The sequence below is a fragment of the Streptomyces sp. NPDC086989 genome (genome assembly GCF_044745505.1).
Classification (GTDB): Bacteria; Actinomycetota; Actinomycetes; order Streptomycetales; family Streptomycetaceae; genus Streptomyces.
The window spans coordinates 134084-159102 of sequence record NZ_JBIVAL010000011.1 but is presented as its reverse complement, the minus strand read 5'-3'; the positions used below and the strand labels follow the sequence as shown (position 1 = coordinate 159102).

9 protein-coding genes are annotated in these 25019 nt (G+C 74.2%); 3 read left to right on the top strand and 6 right to left on the bottom strand.

The window, feature by feature from the left end; all coding sequences use genetic code 11:
- Positions 1 to 130 precede the first annotated feature (130 nt).
- The 6 genes from ACIPK4_RS26340 to ACIPK4_RS26315 form a co-directional block, all read right to left on the bottom strand.
- The gene (locus ACIPK4_RS26340; RefSeq protein WP_402316583.1) at positions 131 to 886 is read right to left on the bottom strand and encodes a thioesterase II family protein; all 756 of its coding nucleotides are present in this window, start codon (positions 884 to 886) and stop codon (positions 131 to 133) included.
- Positions 883 to 2250: a methylaspartate mutase gene (locus ACIPK4_RS26335; RefSeq protein ID WP_402316582.1), complete on the bottom strand. Its 1368-nt coding sequence runs from the start codon at positions 2248 to 2250 to the stop codon at positions 883 to 885. Before ACIPK4_RS26335 ends, ACIPK4_RS26340 begins: the two co-directional genes overlap by 4 nt.
- The gene (locus tag ACIPK4_RS26330; RefSeq protein WP_402316579.1) at positions 2247 to 2741 is read right to left on the bottom strand and encodes a cobalamin B12-binding domain-containing protein; all 495 of its coding nucleotides are present in this window, start codon (positions 2739 to 2741) and stop codon (positions 2247 to 2249) included. Before ACIPK4_RS26330 ends, ACIPK4_RS26335 begins: the two co-directional genes overlap by 4 nt.
- Positions 2734 to 3984 carry a type III PLP-dependent enzyme gene (locus tag ACIPK4_RS26325; RefSeq protein WP_402316577.1) on the bottom strand — a complete coding sequence of 417 codons (1251 nt, stop codon included), beginning with the start codon at positions 3982 to 3984 and terminating at the stop codon, positions 2734 to 2736. Before ACIPK4_RS26325 ends, ACIPK4_RS26330 begins: the two co-directional genes overlap by 8 nt.
- Entirely contained in the window at positions 3981 to 5471 is a 1491-nt protein-coding gene (locus ACIPK4_RS26320; RefSeq protein ID WP_402316876.1) for an AMP-binding protein, read from the bottom strand. The genes ACIPK4_RS26325 and ACIPK4_RS26320 overlap by 4 nt, the downstream gene beginning before the upstream one ends.
- A 172-nt stretch (positions 5472 to 5643) precedes the next feature.
- Positions 5644 to 6462 carry a thioesterase II family protein gene (locus tag ACIPK4_RS26315; RefSeq protein ID WP_402316575.1) on the bottom strand — a complete coding sequence of 273 codons (819 nt, stop codon included), beginning with the start codon at positions 6460 to 6462 and terminating at the stop codon, positions 5644 to 5646.
- Between the two features lie 426 nt (positions 6463 to 6888).
- Between ACIPK4_RS26315 and ACIPK4_RS26310 the strand changes: the two genes are divergently transcribed.
- The 3 genes from ACIPK4_RS26310 to ACIPK4_RS26300 all read left to right on the top strand — a co-directional run bounded on the left by ACIPK4_RS26310 (position 6889) and on the right by ACIPK4_RS26300 (position 25014).
- On the top strand, positions 6889 to 8127 hold the full coding sequence (locus ACIPK4_RS26310; RefSeq protein WP_402316572.1) for a cytochrome P450: 1239 nt from the start codon (positions 6889 to 6891) through the stop codon (positions 8125 to 8127).
- A 15-nt stretch (positions 8128 to 8142) separates the two neighbouring features.
- Entirely contained in the window at positions 8143 to 8358 is a 216-nt protein-coding gene (locus ACIPK4_RS26305) for a ferredoxin (RefSeq protein WP_376204153.1), read from the top strand.
- Positions 8359 to 8598: 240 nt separating this feature from the next.
- Positions 8599 to 25014, top strand: coding sequence for an SDR family NAD(P)-dependent oxidoreductase (locus ACIPK4_RS26300; RefSeq protein WP_402316568.1), 16416 nt, complete (start codon positions 8599 to 8601; stop codon positions 25012 to 25014).
- The last annotated feature ends 5 nt before the right edge of the window (positions 25015 to 25019 follow it).

The window sequence follows — 25019 nt, the reverse complement described above, 5'->3', positions numbered from 1 at the left end:
TCACCTATGCGTATCACGCACGCATAGGTGACATGTTATGCGTCACCAGGCCGTTTTCCCGCACCCCGGCCGGGATACGGGAAAGGCTCCCGCCGGAGTCGGCGGGAGCCGGTGCCCGGACCGGGGCCGGTCAGCCCAGGTGCGCGCTGATCTCCCCCAGGACGGCACCCGCCTGGGAGTTGAGGTAGAAGTGACCTCCGGGGTACGTGCGCAGCGCGTACGGGCCGGTGGTGTGCTGCTCCCAGGCACGCGCCTCCTCGGGCGTCACGTGCGGGTCGCTGTCGCCGGTCAGGACGAAGAGCGGGCAGGTCAGCTGCGGGCCGGGCGCGTACCGGTAGGTCTCGGCGGCCCGGTAGTCGGAGCGGATCGCCGGCAGGATCATGCGGACGATCTCCGGGTCGCCGAGCACCGCGGTGTCGGTGCCGGCGAGGCGGGTGATGTCCGCGAGCAGCCCGTCGTCGTCGCGCAGGTGCACCCGCTCGTCGCGCACGGTGGACGGGGCCCGCCGGCCGGAGGCGAACAGTCCGTGCAGGACGATGCCCTCGGCCTCCAGCCGCCGGGCCACCTCGAACGCGAGGGTCGCGCCCATGCTGTGCCCGAAGAAGGTGACGGGCCGGTCGCACCACGGCCGCACCTCTTCGGCGAGGGCGTCCGCCAGGCCGGCGATGGAGTCGATGCAGGGCTCGTGCCGGCGGTCCTGGCGGCCCGGGTACTGGATCGCCAGGACGTCCACGCCCGGGGTCAGCGCGCGGGAGACGGGGAAGTAGAACGACGCCGAGCCGCCCGCGTGCGGGAAGCAGATCAGCCGGTGCGCGGCGTCCTGGCCGTCGGGGTGGAAGCGGCGCACCCACGCGCCGGTCTCCACGGGGGTCTGGATGGTGGTCATGCGGTGTACTCCTTCGTCCGTGGCCCGACCGCCGCCTGTCCGCGGATCAGCTCCGCGGTGACGGGGTCGAGCTCGCGGGGACCTGCGTCGAACTTGCACCGGACATGGAAGAGGTCGTTCATCAGGTCGGCCGAGCCGATCTTCCGGGACGGGCCGCGCTCCGCGATCCCGGCCAGCGGGAGCTTGCCGGTGTCGGCCCAGGCGAGGCGGCCGCGGGAGTCGATGTAGCTGCGCGCGCGGCCCGCGTTGTCCGGGTGCACGCAGTACGGGACGTCGAGGTAGCCGTGCCGGAACGCCTTGAGCAGGGCGCGCCCGAGGTCGTCGTCGAGGTTGAGGACGGCGTCCACCAGGGCGCGCGCCTCCTGGTAGGTCGGGGAGTCGAGGAAGGCGTCGTCGGGGCCGCGGCCGGTGCGCAGTGCGGTCCGGCTGGCGTACTCGAGGGCCTGGACGTTCTCCGCGACGGTCGGGATGCGGCGGGCCTCCGCGGCGGTCTTGACGATGAGGCGTTCCGCACCCGTGCTGACGGCGAGTTCGGCGGCGCTGGCGAGCAGTCCGTACGCACCGTGGTCGGTCTCGGGGTAGACGCCCATGTAGGCGTAGATGACCACGTGCCAGTTGTCGACCGGCAGGAGTTCGGCGCTGAGCCGGCGCAGCGCGGTGACCGCCTCCCGATCCTGGACCGGGTCGGTCTGCTGCGCGTAGCTCATCGAGATCGAGCGCAGGCCGTGCTGGGCGAAGAACATCGCTTCGAGGAAGCTGATGGCGACGAGCTGGCTGGGCGGGCACAGCTGGCCCATCATGCAGCCGCCGAAGGTCTCCAGGTGCGGCTCGATGCCGACGTCCTGCATGCGGACGTACAGCTCGCAGCAGTCCTCCCAGTTGCGGATGGCGTCCGCGAGCGGGGTGCGCCCGTAGGGAAGGCAGTACGAGACCGGGCCGCCCTCGGTGGCGTTGAGGTCGAGGCGCATCATCGCCCGGAAGATGTCGATGGGCGTGGCCGAGCCGTGCCGGACCTGGACGGGGAACCCGGCGTCGCGGACGCCGCCGAGGACGGCGGCGGTGGTGGCCGCCGGATGGCTGACGACCGGGTAGCCGTTGAGGTCGATGCCGTCGCGCAGGGCGGTCTCGACGGCCTCCAGGTTGCCGACGCGGGTGTAGCTGTCGAGCGTGAGGGTGCCGACGGTGGCGGCGTCGGCGGCCTTGGTGGCGACGAGCCCGGTGCGCATCCGGCCGGGGTCCCCGAAGCCCATGCGGGGCTGGACGACGAGGCGGCCGTTGCCACCCTCCCTGCGGACGAACTCCCCGAAGTCGACGGGGGCCGGGCCGGCGGGCCGCCCTTCGCGGACGGCGGCGAGTCCGCTCATGCGGAGACCCGGGCGTGGTCCACCGCGCGCTGCGGTGCGGGCGGCAGCGTGGCGAGGAAGGCGTGGAACGCGGCGATCGGGTCCTGGCCGTCCTCGAACACGGCGTCGAAACCGGCGGCCATCAGCTCGGTCGTGCGGCTGGCGCCCTCGCCGCCGTCGGTGCCGAGCTTGCCGCCGATGACGATCGGCGTGGCGGCCAGCGGGCCGCAGTCGCGGAGCCGGCCGATGACCCGCATCCCGTCCTGGTAGCCGTGCCCGTTGACGCTGCTGATCACGATCATCTCGGGATTGCGGTCGCGGCACTCGGAGACGAGCAGCTCATCGGGGACGCAGGGGCCGAGGTTGACCACGTCGTACCCGCACTCCTCGATGAGCAGCTGGAGGAAGACGAGGTTCCAGGTGTGGGAGTCGGAGGCCAGGGTGGTGACGACCACGGTCCCCTTCGACCGTTCGACGAACCCCTCCGCGGTTCTCGCAGGCAGGTCACGCATCATCGCCCTCCTCGGTCCGGTACGTGCGTACGTGCTCGATGCGGGAGACCGAGACGACCTTGCCGCCGGACACGGCGACCTCGGTCGGGGCCGGCCGCCCCAGGAACATCAGGAGGCTCGACGTGGGCCCGTACGCGCCGGCGTTGGGGATGCGGACGAGGTCGCCCTCCTCCAGCAGGGGCAGGTCGATGCCCCGGCCGAGGACGTCGCCGGGGGTGCACAGCGGGCCCACCAGGCTCGCCTTCTCGGTCTCGTCGTCCGCCTCGACCTGCACGGAGACGGGCAGCAGCCGGCCCAGGCCGGACATCCCGCCGAAGGTGTTGATGCCGGCGTCGAGGATGACGAACTTCTTGCCCCGGCTGATCTTGACGTTGCTGACGCGGGCGACGAGCGTCCCGCTGTCGCCGGACAGGTAGCGGCCGGACTCGACGGCGAGCCGCGGTGCGCCCTCGCGCCACTGCGGGAAGTGGACGTCGAGGGAGGCCTCCAGCTCGGTGCGGAGCTTGGGGTAGCGGTCCCGCTCGCCGTGCTGCGCGTACGGGACGGAGAAGCCGCCGCCGATGTCGAGCAGGCGCAGCGGGACGCCCAGGTCGTCCTGGATCGCGGCGGCCACCCGGATGGTGTGGGTGAGCTCGCCGATGAGGGACTCCTCGTCCGCGGCGTTGCTCTGGGAGAACAGGTGGAGTCCGGCGATGCGGGTGCCGGGCACCGAGCGCAGCTGCTCGGCGATGCCGGGCACCGTCTCGCTGTCGATGCCGAACTGGGTGGGGGCACCCGTCATCCGGATGCTGGTGGTGGCACTCGCCGAGGCGCTGTTGATGCGCAGCAGGCAGTCGGCGACGGTGTCCTGTGCGAGGGCGGCCCGGCCGATGTGCACCAGGTCGCTCAGGGACTCGGCGGAGAAGGTGCGCACGCCGGCCGCGATGGCCTCAGACAGCTCCTCGGGAGTCTTGCCGGGCCCGGTGTACAGGATGTCGGCGCCGGGGTAGCCGGCTTCGAGGGCCGCGGCGAGCTCACCGGTGGAGCTGATCTCGGCCTTGCAGGCGGGGCCGTCGCCGTCGCGCAGCGCCCGGACGAGGTCGACGTGCGGGTTGGCCTTGAAGGCGTAGAACACCTCGAAGCCCTCGGGCAGCCAGCCGAAGAGGTCCCGGCGGGCGGCGCGCGCGCGGTCGAGGTCGTACACGTAGAGGGGCGTACCGTACTGACGGGCGAGCTCGGTCGGCTCCATGGACGGGGAACTCATTTTCCACTTCCCTCAAGCAGCAGGGCCAGCTCTTTGCGGGCGTTCTTGCCGTGCTGGGTGAGCGGGAACTCGCTCAGCACGCGGACGATCGCCGGGACCTTGGCGGGCTCCAGGCGCTGGGCCACGCCCTTGAGCACCTCGGCGGGGGTCAGGTCGCTCTCCACGAAGAGGGCGAGGTCGTGCTTCTCACCTGGCGCCAGGGCGGCGGCGGCGCGGACGCCGGGGATGTCCATGGCGGCGCCCTCGATTTCGAGGGTGCTCATCCGCAGCCCCTTGCGCTTGAACATGTCGTCGCGGCGGCCTTCGAAGTACAGGTAGCCGTCGGCGTCGAGGCTGCCGTAGTCCCCGGTGTGCAGGCTGCGCTGCCCGCTCGCGGGGTCGGTGCGGAAGGTGTTGGCGGTGATCTCGGGGCTGTTCCAGTAGCCGGGCATCACGTGCGGGCCGACGGCGACGATCTCGCCGACCTCGCCGGCGGGCAGCTCGTTGCCGTCCGCGTCGACGATCAGCACGCGGGTGCCGGGCAGGGGAAGGCCGACGGCGCCGGGGCGCTCGCGGTCCTCCTCGGGCGGCATGACGGTGATGCGCTTGGCCTCGGTCTGGCCGTACTGGCGGACCACCCGGGCCCCGGGGAAGTGCTCGCGCAGCGCGTCGATGGTGGCGGGCGGCAGCGCCGCGCCGGTGTTGGTGAACATCCGCACCGGGGCCTGCGGCTCGGTGTCCCGCTTCGCCAGGCTGACGATCATGGAGGCGAAGGAGGGGACGATGGGGACCACCGTCGCGCCGGTCTCGCGCATCCGGCGCACCAGCGTGAGGTCGGAGTCCTGGTCGGCGAGGACGATCTCGCAGCGCGCGATGCAGGTCATGACGACCTTGTAGAGGCCGTAGTCCCAGGACATCGGGAAGCGGCAGAAGACGATGTCGTCCGACCGGTACCCGAGCGCCTCCACCAGGCCCCGGGAGGCGAAGGCGACCTGGGCGTGCGGGCAGACGACGCCCTTGGGGGCGGCCGTGCTGCCGGAGGTGTAGATGAGGGTCGCCACGTCTTCGGGGCGTACCTCGGAGGTGGTGCGGGCGCCGCGGGCGCGCAGTTCCTCGACCTCGGCCCACACGTCGGCGAGCAGGTGCACCGCACCGACGGCCTCGCCCAGGCCCGCCGCGGTCGCGGCGTCGCCGACGGCCAGCTTGGGCCCGGCGTTCTCGCTGACCTGGCGCAGGTGGTAGGGCTTCATCGTGGGATTGAGCGGTACGAACACCGCTCCCGCCCGGGAGGCCCCGTAGAACATGGCCGCCAGCTCACGGCTGGTCGGCAGCTGCAGGACGACGGGATCGCCCACGCCTATGCCGCGGCCGGCGAGCCAGGCGGCGAAGGCCTGGCTGTACTCGTCGAGCTGCCGGTAGGTCCAGGCACCCGCGCCGTCGCGGATGGCCGGGGCGTCCGGCGCCGCCGCGGCGGCTGCGTCCAGCAGTCCGTGGACGGTTTCGCCCAGGGACGCTCCGTGAGTAATTCCGGTCGTTCGGGATTCTTCGCGTATCGAATACGAGAGGCTGACCAACGCCCCACTCCTGCCTCGAGTTGTGGCTCGGTTCGTCCCCCCGTGGAACCGGCTGGAAAAGAGCCGAGGGAGACAGGACATCCTTCTTTTCAGGTGTCGCTTGAATTCAGACTGAGTTCGGTTGGAACGACCGGGAAATGTGGTCGCTCACGACCCTCCGGACGTCGTCGGCGTGTTCGTTCAGGAAGAAGTGCCCCCCGGTGAAGAGGGAGAGGGTGAACGGCCCGGCGGTGTGTTCCCGCCAGGCGGCGGCCCCGTCCGCGCTCACGTGCGGGTCCTCGCTGCCCGTCAGCACGGCGATCGGCGTGCGCAGCGGCGGGCCGGGGCGCCAGCGGTAGCTCTCGGCGGCCTTGTAGTCGCTGCGGATGGTGGGCAGGATCATGCGGACCAGCTCGGGGTCGTCCAGGACGGCCGCGTCCGTGCCCTGGAGGCGCAGGATGCCGGCGACGAGCTCCTCCTCGGTCTCGGCCCGGGCCGTACCGCCGTCGCCCGTCCCGCCGCCCGTCCCGCCACCCGTACCGCCACCGGTCCCGCCGCGGCGGGACGGGGCGCGCATGCCGGAGACCACGAGCCCGGCCGCCGGCCTGCCCCGCTCCTCCAGACGGCGGGCGGTCTCGAAGGCGATCAGGGCTCCCATGCTGTGCCCGAACAGGGTCACGGGCCGGTCGGACCAGCCCAGGACCTCCTCGGCGGCGTGCTCGGCGAGCGTCCCGATGTCCTCGATGCAGGGCTCGCTGCGGCGGTCCTGGCGGCCGGGGTACTGGACGGCCAGGACGTCCACGTCCGGCGCGAGCGCCTGGGCCATCGGGAAGAAGTACGTGGCGGCGCCGCCCGCGTGCGGGAAGCAGACGAGGCGGTGGGGGGCGTCCGGCGAGGGCTGGAACCGCCGGATCCATGCGCTGGTGCCCTGGAGCGTTTCCGTCATGACTCTTGACTTCCCTTCCCGGCAACCGGGCGGTATCCCGTTGCCCTCGTTCCATCGAAACGGCGCCCTGGGCCCCGCCGCCATTGCCGCCGCCCCCTGTGACCACCCTTCACCACCCCTAATTTCGGCCGGTCCCCGCCATTCCCACCAGGGGCGCGGCGGCTTAGGGGTTTTCAGCAGGGGGTGGGAACAGCAGCCTGAATGGGGTGAACTCCGGTTGGGGTCCCCGGATGGGGCACCTCCCAGCGACAGCTGGGGGAGAGTCCGGGGGAGGAATGCGCAGGCGTTTTCCGTCGAGCGGTGACGCACCTGTGCGTGCGCCCTTCCACTGCCACCCGCTGAGCCCGAGCCCGACGACGACCCACGCGATCGATCCAGGCCGTGACCGCACATGAGGTGCGGAGCGGTTGAGAGAGGGACCCACCCATGACGGAACTCACCACCGCGCAGCCGGAGACGACGGTCCGCGCGTTTCCCCTGGCCCGCACCGGTTGTCCGATGCAGCCCGCGCCGGAGTACGCCGTGCTGCGCGAGACGGAGCCGGTCTCGCGCGTGAAGCTGACGTTCAACGGCCGTGAGGCCTGGCTGCTGACGCGTTACGAGGACATGCAGCAGATGCTGCGCGACAGCCGCTTCGAGTCGGACATCGCCGACCCCGGCTACCCGCTCCAGTTCGGCTTCCCCCTGGAGCTGCTGGAGCAGGGCATCGTGCAGCGGACCCTCTTCCACATGGACCCGCCGGTCCACACCAAGCACCGCATGATGCTGATGCCGGAGATGACGGCCAAGAAGGTCGAGGCCATGCGGCCCGGCACTCAGGAGCTCGTCGACGAGCTGATCGACGCGATGCTCGCCCAGGGCGGCCCGCTGGACATCGTCTCCGCGCTGACGATGCCGCTGCCCTCCCGCGCGATGGTGGAGCTGCTGGACATCCCGGAGGGCCACACCGAGCTCTTCCACCGCTGGATCAACCTGCTGGTCGCCCAGGGCTCCCCCGAGGACCACGCCGCCGCCAACACCGAGGTGGAGATCCTGCTGCACCGGCTGATCGCCGAGCGTACGGCGCAGCCCGGTGACGACCTGATCAGCAGCCTGATCCTGCGCAACAAGGAGCGCGGCGGCGAACTGGTCGACGGCGAGATCAGCGCCCTGGTGCGCACGATGATCGCCGGTGGCCACGAAAGCACCGTGAACGGCATGACCATGGCCGTCCTGGTGCTGCTCAGCCACCCCGAGCAGGCGGCCCTCCTGCGCGACAACCCGGACCTCGCCGGCCAGGCCGTCGACGAGCTGATGCGCTTCTCCAGCGTCTCCGACCACGGCACCGTCCGGGTCGCGAAGGAGGACGTGGAGATCGGCGGCCAGCTGATCCGCAAGGGCGAGGGCGTCATCTGCTCCCTGACCTCCGCCAACCATGACCCGCGGGTGTTCGCGGACCCGAACACGCTCGACATCACGCGCAAGGAGGCCGCGCAGAACATCGCGTTCGGCTACGGCCACCACCGCTGCGCCGGCCAGGTCCTGGTCCGGATGCAGATGGAGGTCGTGTTCACGACGCTGCTGCGCCGCATCCCCGGGCTGCGCCTCGCCAAGCCGGTGGAGGAGCTCCCGTTCAAGGAAAAGGCCCTCATCGACGGCCTGCACGAGCTGCCGGTCACCTGGTAAAGGAAGAGGACGAAGATGCTGCAGGTCATCATCGACAAGGACGTCTGCGTCGCCTGTGGGGCCTGTGTGCTCTCGGGGCCGGACGTCTTCGACCAGAACGAGGACGGCCAGGCCGTCCTCGTCGTCGACGAGCCCGGCGAGTCGCTGCGCGACCAGATCCTGGAGTCCATCGAGGCCTGCCCGGTGCAGGCGCTGAGCCTCGTCGAGCACGCGGGCGCCGCGGCCGAGTGACCCCACCCGCTTGGACGACCGGGGGCGGGTCCCCGCCCGGGAACCGCCCCTGGCCGCCGCCCGAGCCGTTCGGACGGCCGTCCCCCGTCCGCCCGAACGGACCCGGCCGTCCGTCCGGAGACGCCCCGTCGTCTCCGGACGGACGGCGAGCTTGTTGATGCTCCGTCACATCGGAGTCCTTTCGAACGTACCTCTTTACGTCCTTTTCGTCCGCTGCGGACAACGAGTGTTGGAGTACAGATGACTGAGCCCGGAAACTTTGTCTCCGGCACCGACGGTGTGCCGACCGGTCACACCGCGGCGGACGCGGCGACGGAGTCCGCGCTCGTGCGTGACCTCGGAGCGCTTCCGACGGCCGAGCAGACCCACGTCCTGCTGGACCTGGTACGCGATCACGCGCTCGCCGTGCTGCGGTCGAAGTACGCCGATGCCCCGGACGCGCCCGCGGACCTGCCCGTGTCCGTGGACCCCGACCGGTCCTTCAAGGACCTGGGCCTCGACTCCGTCGCCCTGCTGGAGCTCCAGGTCCGGCTGAACACGGCCACCGGCCTGGCCCTGCCGCCGACCGTCGCCTTCGACCACCCCTCGCCGGCCGAGCTCGCCGCGCACCTGCGCACCGAGGTCCTGGGCCTGTCCGACCGCCCCGAGGCGCCCGTGCGCGCGGTGGCCGTCTCGGACGAGCCCATCGCCATCGTCGGCATCGGCTGCCGCTACCCGGGCGGGGTCGCCTCCCCCGAGGACCTGTGGCGCCTGGTCAGCAACGGCGAGCACGTCCGGGACGAGTTCCCCGCCGACCGCGGCTGGGACCTGGACGCCCTGTTCTCCGACGACCCGTCGACGCCCGGCACCACCTACGTCCGGCACGGCGGGTTCCTGCCCGACGCCGCCGAGTTCGACGCCGACTTCTTCGGGATCAGCCCGCGCGAGGCCCTCGCGATGGACCCGCAGCAGCGGCTCGTGCTGGAAACCGTGTGGGAGGCCGTCGAGCGGGCCGGCATCGACCCCGCGGAGCTGCGCGGCACCGAGGCGGGCGTGTTCATCGCCGCCGAACCGCAGGAGTACGCGATGCGGCTGCACGAGGCCCCCGACGGCCTCGACGGCTACCTGCTGAGCGGCAACGCCCCCAGCGTCATCTCCGGCCGCGTCTCCTACGTCCTGGGGCTCGCGGGTCCGGCCCTCACCGTGGACACCGCCTGCTCCGGCTCCCTCGTCGGCATGCACCTGGCCGTCCAGTCGCTGCAGCGCGGCGAGTGCACGCTCGCGCTGGCCGGCGGTGTGGCCGTCATGGGCAGCCCCGGCACCTTCACCGCCTTCAGCCGGCAGCGTGGCCTCGCACCCGACGGCACCGTCAAGGCCTTCGCGGCCGCCGCCGACGGCACCGCCTTCGCCGAGGGCGTCGGCGTGTTCGTCCTGGAGCGGCTGTCCGACGCGCAGCGCAACGGCCACCCGGTGGTCGGCGTCATCCGCGGTTCCGCCCTCAACCAGGACGGCGCCTCCAACGGCCTGACCGCGCCCAGCGGCCGCGCCCAGCAGCAGGTCATCCGGCAGGCCCTCGCCAACGCCGGGCTGACCGGCGAGCAGGTCGACGCGGTCGAGGCGCACGGCACCGGCACCACGCTCGGCGACCCCATCGAGGCGCAGGCCCTGCTCGCCACGTACGGCAGGGGCCGCCCCGCGGAGCGGCCGGTGTGGCTCGGCTCCGCCAAGTCGAACATCGGGCACACCCAGGCCGCGGCCGGCTCGGCCGGCGTCATCAAGATGCTGATGGCGATGCGGCACGACGAGCTGCCCCGCACGCTGCACGTGGACGAACCCACCCCCAACGTCGACTGGTCGGCGGGTGAGGTCCGTCTGCTGACCGAGTCCCGCGCCTGGCCGAAGGGCGAGGAGCCCCGCCGCGCCGGTGTCTCCTCCTTCGGTGTCAGCGGCACCAACGCGCACGTCATCATCGAGGAGCCGCCGGCCGCCGACCCGGCCGAGCCCGCCGCGGACGCCGGGACCGCCGCCCCCGGGGCCGCGCCGCAGGCCGCCCCGGTGCTGCTGCCGGTGTCGGCCGCGAGCGGGACCGCGCTGCGCGCCCAGGCCGCCCGGCTGCTGGCCCGCGCCGAGGAGGAGGACGCGCCGGCCGCGGCCGACCTCGGCTACTCCCTCGCCACGACCCGCGCCCGCCTCGCCCACCGTGCGGTGGTGGCCGCCGAGGACCGCGACGGGGTGCTGGCGGGCCTGCGCGCCCTGGCCGGCGGCCAGGAGTCCCCGTACGTCTTCCCGGGCACCGCCGACAGCGGCCGCCTGGCGTTCCTCTTCACCGGGCAGGGCAGCCAGCGCGCCGCGATGGGCCGCGGGCTGTACGACACCCAGCCGGTGTTCGCCGCCGCCCTGGACGAGGCGATCGGCCACCTCGACCTCCAGCTGGACCGGCCGCTGCACGAGATCCTGTTCGCCGCCGAGGACAGCGCCGACAGCGCCCTGCTGGGCGAGACGGTGTACGCGCAGGCGACCCTGTTCGCCGTCGAGGTGGCCCTCTTCCGGCTGCTGGAGTCCTGGGGCGTGCGCCCCGACTACGTGGCCGGTCACTCGATCGGCGAGCTGGCCGCCGCGCACGTCGCGGGCGTGCTGTCGCTGGACGACGCCGCGACGCTGGTGGCCGCGCGCGGCCGCCTGATGCAGGAACTTCCCAAGGGCGGCGCCATGGTGGCGGTGACGGCCTCCGAGGAGACCGTCGCTCCGCTGCTGGCGTCCGTCGCCGACCGGGTGGCCATCGCCGCCGTCAACGGCCCGGCGTCCGTGGTCGTCTCCGGCGAGGCCGAGGCCGTCGCCGCGGTCGTGGCGCAGCTGGAGGCCGACGGGCACCGCACCAAGCGGCTGCGGGTGAGCCACGCCTTCCACTCGCCGCTCATGGAGCCGATGCTGGAGGAGTTCCGCCGCATCGCCGAGATCCTCGACTACCGCGCCCCGCGCATCCCCCTGGTGTCGACGCTGACCGGGCGCGCCGCGACGGCCGCCGAGCTGTGCTCGCCGGAGTACTGGGTGCGCCACGTCCGCGAGGCCGTCCGCTTCGACGACGGGGTACGCCGCCTCGCCGAGCTCGGCGCGACCACGTTCGTGGAGATCGGCCCCGACCCGGTCCTGTCGGGCCTGGGCCGCGACGTCCTGGACGGCCTCGAACTCCCCGGCGGGGCACCGGTGTTCGTCTCCGCCCTGCGCCGCGGCCACGACGACGTCCGGCAGCTGTCGGCCGCGCTGGCCACCGCGCACGCCCGCGGCGCACGGGTGGACTGGGAGGCGTACTACGCGGGCAGCGGCGCGCGCCGCGTGGAGCTGCCGACGTACGCGTTCCAGCGCGAGCGGTACTGGCTGGCGGCGCCCGTCTCCCGCGGTGACGCCGCCGGGCTCGGGCAGGTGGCCGCCGACCACCCGCTGCTGGGTGCGGTCGTGTCCCTCGCCGACACCGGCGCCTCCGTGCTGACCGGGCGGGTGTCGCCGCGCTCGCAGGCCTGGCTGGCCGACCACGTCATCGCCGGCAGCACGCTGCTGCCGGGCACCGCCTTCGTCGAACTCGCGCTGCGCGCGGGTGAGGAGACCGGCTGCGAGCGGCTCGACGAGCTGATCATGGAGGCTCCGCTGCTGCTGCCCGCGACGGGTGCGGTGGCCCTCCAGATCGTGGTCGAGGCCGCCGGGGACGACGGCCGCCGTCCGATCGCCTTCTACTCCCGCGACGAGGACGCCCCCGCCGACGCGCCGTGGACCCGCAACGCCTCGGGCGTGCTGACCGCGGCCGCGGCCCCCTCCGGCGAGCCGTTCGACGCGACCGTGTGGCCGCCGCGCGACGCCCGCGCCGTGGACACCGCGCACCTGTACGAGGACATGGCCGGCCAGGGGTACGGCTACGGCCCCGCCTTCCACGGCCTCAAGGCCGTCTGGCAGGGCGCCGACGGCGTGGCCTACGCGGAGGTCGCGCTGCCGGCCAGCGTCGTGGACCAGGCCTCAAGGTTCGGGCTGCACCCGGCTCTGCTCGACGCCGTCCTCCAGGCCACCGACTTCGCCTCCCCCGAGCCCGTCGCCGACGGCCCGCGGCTGCCGTTCGCCTGGTCGGGCGTGACCCTGGCCGCGGCCGGCGCCTCCGCACTGCGGGTACGGATCACCGCGACCGGCGCCGACTCCGTCGCGATCGACCTGACGGGAGCCGACGGCCGGCCCGTCGCCTCCGTCGAGTCGTTCACGGTCCGCCCGGTCACCGCCGAGCAGCTGCGCCCGCAGGCCCACGACGCGCTGTTCCACCTCCGCTGGACCTCCCGGCCGCTGCCCGCGGCGCAGCAGGACGCGCCGGCCGTCGTCGCCCACCACGCCCTGCGGGACGCTGCGGGCGAGGTTCCCGCGCAGGTGCGCGCCGTCGCCGAGGACGTACTGGGCGCACTGCGGCGGTGGCTCGACGACGAGGAGTCGGCCACCGGCCGGCTGGTCGTGGTGACCCGCGGGGCGCTCGCCGTCACCCCGGGCGAGGACGTCGACCTGGCCCAGGCCCCGGTGTGGGGCCTGGTGCGCTCCGCGCAGGCGGAGAACCCGGGCCGGTTCGTCCTGCTGGACTCCGACGGCTCGCTGGAGCCGGACGAGCTCCTGCGGATCGCCGCGGCCCTCGACGAGCCCGAGGCCGCCGTCCGCGGCGGCGAGCTGTACGTGTCGCGGCTGGCCACCCTGCCGTCGGCCGACCCGCAGCCGTCCCCGTGGGACGCGCAGGGCACCGTACTGATCACCGGCGGCACCGGCGGGGTCGGCGCCGCCGTCGCCCGCCACCTCGTCACCGGGCACGGCGTACGCCACCTGCTGCTGACCGGCCGCCGCGGCGGGGACGCCCCGGGCGTCCGGGAGACCGCCGAGGAGCTGACCGGGCTCGGCGCCTCGGTGACCGTCGCCGCGTGCGACGCGTCCGACCGGGACGCGGTGGCCGCACTGCTCGCCGCGATACCCGCCGACCGGCCCCTGACGGCCGTCGTGCACGCGGCCGGTGTCATCGACGACGGCCTGATCGGCTCCCTCGACGCCGGACGACTGGACACGGTCCTGCGGCCCAAGGCCGACGGCGCCTGGAACCTGCACGAACTGACACGGGGGCTGGACCTGTCCGCCTTCGTCCTCTTCTCGTCCACGGCGACCCTGCTCGACGGGGCCGGCCAGGGCAACTACGCGGCCGCCAACGGCTTCCTCGACGCGCTGGCCGCCACCCGCCGCGCCGCCGGCCTCCCGGCGACCTCCCTCGCCTGGGGTCTGTGGACCGGCGTCGGCGGCATGGGCGGGCAGCTCGACGAGGCCGCGCTGCGCCGCATCGAGCGCCTCGGCCTCCAGGTGCTGTCCCCCGCCGAGAACCTCGCGCTGCTCGACGCCGCGCTCACGGCGACCGGCGGCGAGGCCGCGGTCGTACCCGTCCGGTTCAACCTGCGCGCCCTCCAGGCGCGGGCCGCCGAGGTCCCGTCCGTCCTGCGCGGCCTGGTCCGCCCCGCCCGCCGCAGCGCGGGCACCGGCGCCGTCCCGGTCGAGCAGTCCCTGGCCCGCCGGCTGGCCGGCCTGTCCCGCGCCGAGCGCGGCGAGGCCCTGCTGGACCTGGTCCGTACGCAGGTCGCGGCCGTCCTCGGTCACGAGAGCGGCGACCGGATCAACCCGACGCGCGCGTTCAACGAGATGGGCTTCGACTCGCTCGCGGCCGTCGAGCTCCGCAACCGGCTGAGCTCGGCCATCAGCCTCCCCCTCGCGGCGACCCTCATCTTCGACTACCCGTCGCCGAGCGCGCTCGCCGACCACCTGGCGGGCAAGCTGGGCGCCCCGGGCCGGGAGGCCCGCAGCGCGGCGCCCGCCGCCGCGCTCACCCCGGCCGACGAGGACCCGATCGTGGTCGTCGGCATGGCCTGCCGGTACCCGGGCGGCGTCTCGACGCCGGACGACCTGTGGCAGCTGGTACAGGGCGGGGTCGACGCCGTCGGCTCGTTCCCGACCGACCGCGGCTGGGACTCCGACATCCACGACCCGGAGCCGGGCAAGCCCGGCAAGAGCCTCAGCGACAAGGGCGGATTCCTCTACGACGCCGCCGAGTTCGACGCCGAGTTCTTCGGGATCAGCCCGCGCGAGGCGCAGGCCATGGACCCGCAGCAGCGACTGCTCCTCGAAGTCTCCTGGGAGACGTTCGAGCGGGCCGGCATCGACCCGCACGCCCTGCGCGGCAGCGACACCGGCGTGTTCGCCGGTGTGATGTACCACGACTGGGGCCTGCGCCTGGGCCCGCTGCCGGAGCAGCTCGCCGGCTACCACGGCAACGGCAGCCTCGCCAGCGTGGTCTCGGGCCGCGTCGCCTACGCGCTCGGCCTCGAAGGCCCAGCGGTGACGGTGGACACGGCGTGCTCCTCGTCCCTCGTCGCCATGCACTGGGCGGCGCAGGCGCTGCGGCGCGGCGACTGCGGGCTGGCGCTCGCGGGCGGCGTGACCGTCATGTCCACCCCGGACACCTTCATCGACATGAGCCGTCAGGGCGGCCTGGCCGCCGACGGCCGGTGCAAGTCCTTCGGCAGCGGCGCCGACGGCACCGGGTGGGGCGAGGGCGTCGGCCTGGTGCTGCTGGAGCGCCAGTCGGACGCCGAGCGCAACGGCCACCGCATCCTCGGTGTCCTGCGCGGTTCCGCGGTCAACTCGGACGGCGCGTCCAACGGTCTGACCGCCCCCAACGGCCCGTCGCAGCAGCGCGTCATCCGCCGCGCCCTCCAGGACGGCGGCCTGACCGCCGCCGACGTCGACGTCGTCGAGGGCCACGGCACCGGCACCACGCTGGGCGACCCCATCGAGGCGCAGGCCCTGCTCGACACGTACGGCCAGGAGCGTCCGCAGGACGGCCGGCCGCTGCTGCTCGGCTCGATCAAGTCCAACATCGGCCACACGCAGGCCGCCGCCGGTGTCGCGGGCGTCATCAAGATGCTCCAGGCGATGGAACACGGCGTCCTGCCGCGAACCCTGTTCGCCGACGAGCCCTCCCCCCAGGTCGCCTGGGAGGCGGGCGCGGTGGAGCTGCTGACCGACGCGGTCGAGTGGCCGGCGGGCGAGCGACCGCGCCGGGCGGGCGTCTCCTCCTTCGGCATCAGCGGTACGAACGCCCACCTGATCCTCGAGGAGCCGCCGGTGGCGGCCCCGGCCGAGGCGCCCGCGGAGGCCCCCGAGACCGCAGGCGGGCTGCTCCCCTGGGTGGTGTCCGGCCGCACGGCGCAGGCCGTCCGGGCGCAGGCGGAGCGCCTGGTCGCGCACCTGGGCACCCTGGACGACGCGGACCTCGCCGTGACGGGCCGGGCGCTGGCCACGCGGCGCGCCCGGCTGAACGAGCGGGCCGTCGTCCTCGGTGAGACCCGTGAGGAGCTCCTCGCGGGCCTGACCGCCCTCGCCGAGGGCGCCACCGCGCCGGGCGTGGTGCAGGGCCAGGTGCGGGAGGGCAAGTCCGCCTTCCTGTTCACCGGCCAGGGCGCTCAGCGTCTGGGCATGGGCCGCGAACTGCACGCCGCATACCCGGTGTTCGCGGACGCTCTCGATGCGGTGGTCGCCGCGCTGGACGTGCACCTCGACAGGCCGTTGTACGAGGTGATGTGGGGCGAGTCCGCCGAGGACGAGGCGCTCCTCAACAGCACCGCCTACACCCAGCCCGCCCTCTTCGCCATCGAGACCGCCCTGTTCCGCCTCGTCGAGTCCTGGGGGGTCCGGCCGGACTTCCTGGCCGGGCACTCCATCGGCGAGATCACCGCGGCTCATGTAGCCGGGGTGCTGTCGCTGGAGGACGCGGCCCGTCTGGTGGCCGCCCGTGGCCGCCTGATGCAGGCGCTGCCCGCGGGCGGTGCGATGGCCGCGATCGAGGCGACGGAGGAGGAGATCCTCCCGCACCTGAGCGACACGGTCGGGGTCGCGGCGATCAACAGCCCCCGTTCGATCGTGGTCTCGGGTACCGAGGAGGCCGTCAACGCCATCCAGGCGCAGTTCACGGAGCAGGGCCGCAAGACGACCCGGCTGCGCGTCTCGCACGCCTTCCACTCACCGCTGATGGACCCGGTCCTGGCCGAGTTCCGGGCCGTCGCCGAATCCGTGACGTACGCCCCCGCGCAGATCCCGGTCGTCGCCGGGGTCCACGGCGAGATCAGCGAGGACTGGGGCACCCCGGAGTACTGGACCCGCCACCTGCGCGAAGCCGTCCGCTTCTCCGACACCGTCCAGCACCTCGCCGCCAAGGGCGTCCAGACCTTCCTGGAGCTCGGCCCCGACGCCGTCCTGACCGCACTCACCCGCACCACCCTCGACACCGCTCCCGACACCGCTCCCGACACCGGCACCGACGCGGACGCCCCCGTCGTCGAGCCGGTGCTGCGCAGGAACCGCCCCGAGGCGCCGGCCCTCCTGGCCGCGCTCGCACAGCTCCACACCACCGGTACGCCGATCGACTGGGCGGCCTTCTACCGGGCCGCCGAGGACCGCTGGGCCGATCTGCCGACGTACGCCTTCCAGCACCAGCGGTACTGGCTGGCGGGCGCCACGGCGGGCGGCGGTGCCGGGCTCGGCTCCGCCGGTCTCGAATCCGTCGGGCACCCGCTGCTCAGCGCCGCGATCGCCGCCGCGGACTCCGGTGAAGTCGTCCTGACCGGGCGCCTGTCGGTCGACACCCAGCCCTGGCTGGCCGACCACGACGTCCTCGGCTCGATCCTGCTGCCGGGCACCGGCTTCGTGGAGCTGGCCGTCCGGGCCGGCGACCAGGTCGGCTGCGACCGGATCGAGGAACTGCTCCTCGAGGCACCGCTGATCGTGCCCGCCCGCGGCGGCGTGGCCCTCCAGGTGCGGGTCGGTACCCCGGACTCCTCCGGCGCCCGCTCGGTCTCCGTCCACTCCCGCGGCTCCGCCCCGGACGCCCCGTGGACCCGTCACGCCTACGGCACGGTGGTCCCCGGTGCACCCGCTCCGGCGTTCGACCTGTCGCAGTGGCCCCCGGCCGGTGCGACCGCGCTCGGCGTCGACGGCGCGTACGACCGGCTGCTGGAGCGCGGGTACGCGTACGGCCCGGTGTTCCAGGGCCTGAAGGCCGCCTGGGTCCGGGGCGACGACGTGTTCGCCGAGGTGGCGCTGCCCGAGTCGGCGCACGCCGACGCCGCGCGGTTCGGTCTGCACCCGGCGCTCCTCGACGCCGCGATGCACGCGGACCTGCTCGGCGGCAACGGCGCCGCCGAGGGGGCGACGCTGCTCCCGTTCTCCTGGAACGGGGTCACCCTGCACGCGGCCGGTACGTCCGTGCTGCGGGTGCACATCCGCCGTGTCCGCGGCGACGAAGTGTCGGCGATCATGGTCGCCGACGAGACGGGTGCGCCCGTGGCGACCGTGGAGTCGCTGGTGTCGCGTCCGGTTTCCGAGGCGCAGCTCGCCGCCGCCTCCGGTGGCGCGTCCGCGGCCCTGCACCGCGTGGAGTGGCTGCGTACGGCGCCGAACGGAGCCGAAGCGGCCGGAGCCGCCGTGTGGTTCGCCCCCGTCCCGGCCGGCGACGACGCCGCGGCCCGGGTGCGTGCGGTGGTGCCCGAGGTGCTCGCGAAGGTCCAGGGGTGGCTGGCGGGTCCGGAGTCCGGGGCCACCCGCCTCGCCGTGGTCACCCGCGGCGGTGTCGCGGTGCTGCCCGGCGAGGACGCCGATCCGGCGCAGGCCTCCGTGTGGGGTCTGGTCCGGGCCGCCGAGGCGGAGAACCCCGGCCGGTTCGTGCTGGTCGACGTGGCCGCCGACGCCGCAGACCCGGACGCCGACGCGGCCGCCGCGCTGGCCTCCGGCGAACCCGAGACGGCGGTGCGCTCCGGCGAGGTGCGCGTCCCGCGCCTGACCCGGATCGCCTCCCCCGCGCCGGCCTCCCCGTGGAGCGCGACCGGCACCGTGCTGATCACGGGCGGTACCAGCGGCCTCGGCGCGCTGGTGGCCCGCCACCTGGTCACCGAGCACGGGGTGCGGCACCTGCTGCTGACCAGCCGCCGCGGCCCGGCGGCGCCGAACGCCTCGGCGTTCGTCGCCGAGCTCGCGGAACTGGGCGCGCACGCCTCCGTGGCGGCCTGCGACGTGACGGACCGGGAGTCCCTCGCCGGCGTCCTGGCCGGCGTCGACGCGGACCACCCGCTGCGCGGGGTGGTGCACGCGGCCGCCGTCGCGGGCGGCGGGCTCGTCGGTTCGCTGACCGCCGAGGGCTTCGACTCCGTACTGCGGCCGAAGACCGACGGTGCGTGGAACCTGCACGAGCTGACCCGGGACGCCGGACTCTCGGCGTTCGTCCTGTTCTCCTCCGCGGGCGGCTCCGTACTGGCCGCCGGCCAGGCCGACTACGCGGCGGCCAACTCCTTCCTGGACGCCCTCGCCACGCACCGCCGGGCCTCCGGCCTGCCGGCCACGTCACCCGCGTTCGGCATGTGGGGCATCAGCACCGGTCTCGGCGGTGACCTCACCGACGCCGACCTGGAGCGGATGAAGCGGCTGGGCCTGCCGGCGCTGACCGTCGCGGAGGGCCTCGCCCTCTTCGACGCGGCCGTCGCCGGCGAGGACGCGGTGGTGCTGCCGCTGAAGACCGACGCCGCGGCGCTCGCCGCCCGCGGCGGGGACCTGCCCGCGCTGCTGCGGGGCAAGGTGCGCGGCCCGGTCCGCCGGACCGTGCAGGCGCAGGGCTCCGAGACCTCGGAGCTGGAGCGCCGCCTGGCCGGGGCCTCCGCCCAGGAGCGGGACCGGATCGTCCTCGAACTCGTCCGCACCCAGGTGGCATCGGTGCTCGGGCACGCGTCCCCGGACGCGATCGGACCGGAGACCGCCTTCCGCGAGCAGGGCTTCGACTCGCTGGCCGCCGTCGAACTGCGCAACCTGCTCCAGGCGGCGACCGGTCTGCGGCTGCCGGCCACGCTGGTCTTCGACTACCCCAACTCCCGGGCGGTCGCGGGCTTCGTGGTGGACAAGCTGTCGGCGACGACCGCCCAGGCGGCCCCGGCCGCCGCCACCGCGCCCCGCTCCGCCGCTGCGTCCGACACGGACCCGATCGCCATCGTGTCGATCAGCTGCCGCTTCCCGGGCGGCGTGCGGTCCGCCGAGGACCTGTGGCAGCTGGTCGCGGAGGGCAGGGACGCAGTCGGGGCGTTCCCGGCCGACCGCGGCTGGGACGCCGACGCCATCTACGACCCCGAGCCCGGAACACCCGGCAAGACGTACGCCAAGGACGGCGGCTTCCTGTACGACGCCGCCGAGTTCGACGCGGAGTTCTTCGGGATCATGCCGCGCGAGGCGCTCGCGATGGACCCGCAGCAGCGCCTGCTGCTGGAGGCCGCGTGGGAGACGTTCGAGCGGGCCGGGATCGACCCGCAGACGCTGCGCGGCAGCCGGACCGGCGTGTACGCGGGCATCATGTACCACGAGTACGGCAGCCGGCTCACCGACGTCCCCGAGGACCTCGCGGGATACCTGGGCAACGGCAGCGCGGGCTCCATCGCCTCGGGTCGCGTCGCGTACACCCTCGGCCTGGAGGGCCCGGCCGTCACCGTCGACACCGCGTGCTCCTCGTCCCTGGTCAGCCTGCACATGGCCTGCCAGGCGCTGCGCTCCGGTGAGATCACGATGGCGCTGGCCGGCGGTGTGACCGTCATGCCGACGCCGGACCTGTTCGTCGACTTCAGCCAGCAGCGCGGACTCGCCGCCGACGGCCGCTCCAAGGCATTCGCCGGGGCCGCCGACGGCACCGGCTGGGCGGAGGGCATCGGCCTGCTGCTCGTCGAGCGGCTCTCCGACGCGGAACGGCTCGGCCACCCGGTGCTCGCCGTGATCCGCGGCAGCGCCATCAACCAGGACGGCGCGTCCAACGGCCTCACCGCCCCCAACGGGCCGTCCCAGCAGCGGGTCATCCAGCAGGCGCTGGCCGCGGCCGGGCTCACGACGGCCGATGTGGACGCCGTCGAGGGCCACGGCACGGGTACCCGCCTCGGCGACCCGATCGAGGCACAGGCGCTGCTGGCCACCTACGGGCAGGGCCGCGACGAGGACAAGCCGCTGTGGCTGGGCTCCATCAAGTCGAACATCGGGCACGCCCAGGCGGCGGCCGGTGTCAGCGGTGTGATCAAGATGGTGGAGGCGCTGCGCCACGGCGTGCTGCCGAAGACGCTGCACGTGGACGAGCCGTCGCCGCAGGTCGACTGGACCGAGGGCAACGTACGGCTGCTGACCGAGCCGGTCGAGTGGCCGGCGGGCGGGCGCCCGCGCCGTGCGGGTGTCTCCTCGTTCGGCCTGAGCGGTACGAACGCCCACGTCATCCTGGAGGAGGCCCCGCAGGCACCGACACCGCAGGCGCAGGAGCGTACGCAGGAGCCCGATCCGGCGGCGGCCACCCCGCCCGCCGGGGCCGCCGCTCCGGTCGCCCTGACCGTGTCCGCGAAGAACGCCAAGGGGCTGCCGCGGCAGGCCCAGGCGCTGCGCGCGCACCTGGAGGCCCACCCGGAGCAGTCCCTGGCCGACGTCGGCTACTCGCTGGTGGCGTCCCGGGCGGCGCTGGAGCACCGTGCGGTCGTCCTCGCCGACGACCGTGCGGCGGCGATCCGCGAGCTGGCGAAGCTGGCCGGCGGGACGGAGTCCGCGGACGTCGTCACCGGCGGCCGCGTGGACGGGGCCACCGCGTTCCTGTTCACGGGCCAGGGCGCGCAGCGCCCGGGCATGGGACGTGAACTGCACGCCGCGTTCCCGGTGTTCGCCGCCGCCCTCGACGAGGTCGTCGCGGCGGTCGACCCGTACCTCGACAGGCCGCTGTACGAGGTGATGTGGGGCGACTCCGCCGAGGACGAAGCGCTGCTGAACAGCACCGCCTACACGCAGCCCGCCCTGTTCGCGATCGAGACGGCGCTGTTCCGGCTCGTCGAGTCGTGGGGCGTGCGGCCGGACTTCCTGGCCGGTCACTCGATCGGCGAGATCTCGGCCGCCCACGCCGCCGGGGTGCTGTCGCTGGAGGACGCGGCCCGCCTCGTCACCGCCCGCGGCCGCCTGATGCAGGCGCTGCCCGCCGGCGGCGCGATGGCCGCGATCGAGGCCACCGAACCGGAGGTGCTGCCGTTCCTCTCGGACGAGGCCGGCATCGCCGCGATCAACAGCCCGCGCTCCATCGTGGTCTCGGGTACCGAGGAGGCCGTCGAGGCGATCCGGGCCGCGTTCACCGAGCAGGGCCGCAAGTCGACCCGGCTGCGCGTCTCGCATGCCTTCCACTCGCCGCTGATGGACCCGGCGCTCGCCGAGTTCCACCTCGTGGCCGAGTCCGTGACCCGGCACGAGCCGGCGATCCCGGTCGTGGCCGGTGTGCACGGCGCGATCAGCGAGGACTGGGGCACCCCGGACTACTGGACCCGCCACCTGCGCGAGGCCGTCCGGTTCTCCGACACCGTCCAGCACCTCGCCGCGAAGGGCGTCCGGACCTTCCTGGAGCTCGGCCCCGACGCGGTCCTGACCGCCCTCGCCCAGAGCACCCTGGACGGGCAGGACGCCGTGGTCGAGCCCGCCGTCCGCAAGAACCGCCCCGAGGCCCGCACCCTCCTGACGGCGCTCGCCCGGCTCCACACCACCGGCGCCCCCGTCGACTGGACGGCGCTGCACGCCGGCACCGGTGCGCAGGTGGTCGAGCTGCCGACGTACGCCTTCGAGCGGCGGCCCTACTGGCTCGACGCTCCGGCGGCGGCCCCGGCCGGCGATGTCACCAGCATGGGCCAGCAGCCGGCGCAGCACCCGCTGCTGAGCGCCGTGGTGGCCTCCCCGGAGGGCGGGGGCGTGGTCCTGACCGGCCGGCTGTCGGTCAAGACGCACGCGTGGCTGGCCGACCACGACGTCCTCGGGACCGTGCTCCTGCCCGGCACCGGGTACGTGGAGCTCGCGATCCGCGCCGGTGAGGAGGTCGGCTGCGACGTGATCGACGAGCTCACCATCGAGGCGCTGATGCCGATGCGCGAGGACGGCGGCGGCCTGGCCATCCAGGTCACCGTCGACGCGGCCGACGCCACCGGCCGGCGCTCGCTCGCGGTGTACTCGCGGCCCGACGACGGCCCGGCGGACACACCGTGGACGCGGCACGCGAGCGGTGTCCTCGCTCCCGGGGCCCAGCACCCGCCGGCTCCCGAGTCGTTCGGGGTCGGGACCGGGGTCTGGCCGCCGCAGGGCGCGGAGGAGGTCGACATCTCCGGCGTGTACGACTACCTCACCGGCCAGGGCTACGGGTACGGGCCCATGTTCCGCTGCCTGCGCGGGATCTGGACGCGCGGCAAGGAGACCTTCGTCGAGGTGTCGCTGCCCGAGGACAACCTGGCGGTGGGCACCGAGTACCGGATCCACCCGTCGATCCTCGACGGCTCGCTCAGCGCGACCGACTTCATGGACGGGCGCCGCCCGCAGGACGTCGGGGGCACCCAGCTCCCGTTCGCCTGGGCCGGAGTGACCCTGCACGCCGCCGGTTCCTCGCAGCTCCGGGGCCGGATCACGGCTGTCGAGTCGCACAAGTCGCAGGGCTCCGACGCCGTCCGCATCGAACTGTCCGACCTGCGGGGCACCCCGGTCGCGACGATCGACTCCCTGGTGGTCCGCCCCGTCACGGCGGCCCGCGTCAACGCCGCCGCGGCCGCCGGGCAGGGCGAGCGCCCGTCGATGTTCCACCTGGTGTGGAACCAGCTGCCGCTGGGCGCCAGCCACACGGCGACCGCCGACCGCTGGGCGTTGCTCGGCGGCGGTGCGGACCACACCTTCGGCGAAGGCATGGCCGTCTACCCGGACCTGGCGGCGCTCGCCGCGGCCCTGGACGGCGGCGCGCAGCTGCCCGAGGTGGTCCTGCTGCCCGTACCGGCCGGCGGGGGCGAGGTTCCGGACGCTGTCCGGTCCGTGACCGGCGCCGTCCTCGACGTCCTGCGGACCTGGCTCGACGAACCCCGCTTCGGCCGGTCCCGGCTCGCCGTGGTCACCCGCGGCGCGGTCCAGGCGAAGGACACCGACACCGTCGACCTGGCGCAGGCGCCCGTCTGGGGTCTGCTGCGCTCGGCGGAGGAGGAGAACCCGGGACGCTTCCTCCTGGTGGACACCGACGGCTCGGCCGCCGCCCACCAGGTGCTGCCCGCCATCGTCGCGACCGGGGAGCCGGAGGCGGCCGTACGCGGCAGCGAGGTCAAGGTCCCGCGCCTGGCCCGGATCGCCTCCAGCCAGGTCGCCTCCGAGCTGCCCTGGTCGGCGGAGGGCACCGTTGTGATCACCGGCGGTACGAGCGGCCTCGGCGCGATCACCGCCCGCCACCTGGTGGCGGAGCACGGTGTGCGCCACCTGCTGCTCACCAGCCGCCGCGGCCCGGACGCACCGGGCGCGAAGGAGCTGCGGGCCGAGCTGGCCGGGCTCGGGGCCCAGGTCTCGGTCGTCGCCTGCGACGTGTCGGACCGCGGCGCCGTGGACGCGCTGCTGGCCGGCGTCCCCGCCGAGCAGCCGCTGACCGCCGTCGTGCACGCGGCGGCGCTGATGGACAACGCGCTGACCGCGCAGCTGACGGCGGAGCAGGTCGACGCCGTGCTGCGGCCGAAGGCGGACGCCGCCTGGCACCTGCACGAGGCGACGATCGGCCTGGACCTGTCCGCCTTCGTCCTCTTCTCCTCATGCGCCGGTCTCGTGGTCGGCGCCGGGCAGGGCAACTACGCGGCGGCCAACCGGTTCCTGGACGGGCTCTCCGCGCACCGCCGCTCGCTCGGCCTGCCCGCCACCTCGCTGGCGTTCGGCCTGTGGGAGACGAAGACCGGACTGGGCGGCGGGGTCACCGACTCCGACCTCGGCCGGATGAAGTCGCTGGGCCTGCCGGCCCTGCCGACCGCGGAGGGGCTCCAGCTCTTCGACGAGGCGATGACCCTCGACGAGGTGATGATCGCCCCGATCCGTGTCGACAACGCCGGCCGCGGTGCAAACCCCGGCGCGGCCCCGGTCCTCCTGCGGGACGTGCTGAAGGCCGAACCGGCGGCGCAGCAGCGCCAGGACGTACGGGCCCCGGCCGTGGCGGCCGCGGCCGCGGCCGGCTCGGGCTCCCTGGAGGAGCGGCTGGCCCGGATGCGGCCCGCCGACCGGGAGCCGGCGGTGCTGGACCTGATCCGGGCCCAGGTCGCGGCGGTCAGCCACAGCGACCCGGACACCATCGACGTCAACAAGGGCTTCACGGACCTGGGGCTCGACTCGCTGGCCGCGATCGACCTGCGCAACCGGCTCCAGACCGCGACCGGGATGCGCCTGCCGGCGACCATGATGTTCGACTACCCGAGCCCGGTCGTGATGGCCGAGTTCCTCCTGGAGGAGATCCTCCCGGCCATCGAGGACGTTGCGGAACCCGAGCCGGCGACCGTCGCCGACCGGGACGACCACTCCATCCGCGAGGCGCTCTCCTCGATCCCCGTCGCCGCGCTGCGCGAGGCGGGCCTCCTGGACGCGCTGCTCAGGCTCGCCGGCCCGGCGGAGCAGCAGGGGGCGCCGGCCGCACCGGCCGCGTCCGGTACGCCTGCCGCCCCGCAGACCGCCGACCGGAGCGAAGAGATCAAGAGCATGAACATCGACGACCTGGTGCGTGCCGCGCTTGCGTCCGCCGAACCGAATTCGAACGAGGGCTGAGGTCA

Coding starts and splice junctions, on each gene's coding strand:
- ACIPK4_RS26340 (WP_402316583.1), bottom strand. CDS start 886: ATGACCACCATCCAGACCCCCGTGGAGACCGGCGCGTGGGTGCGCCGC.
- ACIPK4_RS26335 (WP_402316582.1), bottom strand. CDS start 2,250: ATGAGCGGACTCGCCGCCGTCCGCGAAGGGCGGCCCGCCGGCCCGGCC.
- ACIPK4_RS26330 (WP_402316579.1), bottom strand. CDS start 2,741: ATGCGTGACCTGCCTGCGAGAACCGCGGAGGGGTTCGTCGAACGGTCG.
- ACIPK4_RS26325 (WP_402316577.1), bottom strand. CDS start 3,984: ATGAGTTCCCCGTCCATGGAGCCGACCGAGCTCGCCCGTCAGTACGGT.
- ACIPK4_RS26315 (WP_402316575.1), bottom strand. CDS start 6,462: ATGACGGAAACGCTCCAGGGCACCAGCGCATGGATCCGGCGGTTCCAG.
- ACIPK4_RS26310 (WP_402316572.1), top strand. CDS start 6,889: ATGACGGAACTCACCACCGCGCAGCCGGAGACGACGGTCCGCGCGTTT.
- ACIPK4_RS26305 (WP_376204153.1), top strand. CDS start 8,143: ATGCTGCAGGTCATCATCGACAAGGACGTCTGCGTCGCCTGTGGGGCC.
- ACIPK4_RS26300 (WP_402316568.1), top strand. CDS start 8,599: ATGACTGAGCCCGGAAACTTTGTCTCCGGCACCGACGGTGTGCCGACC.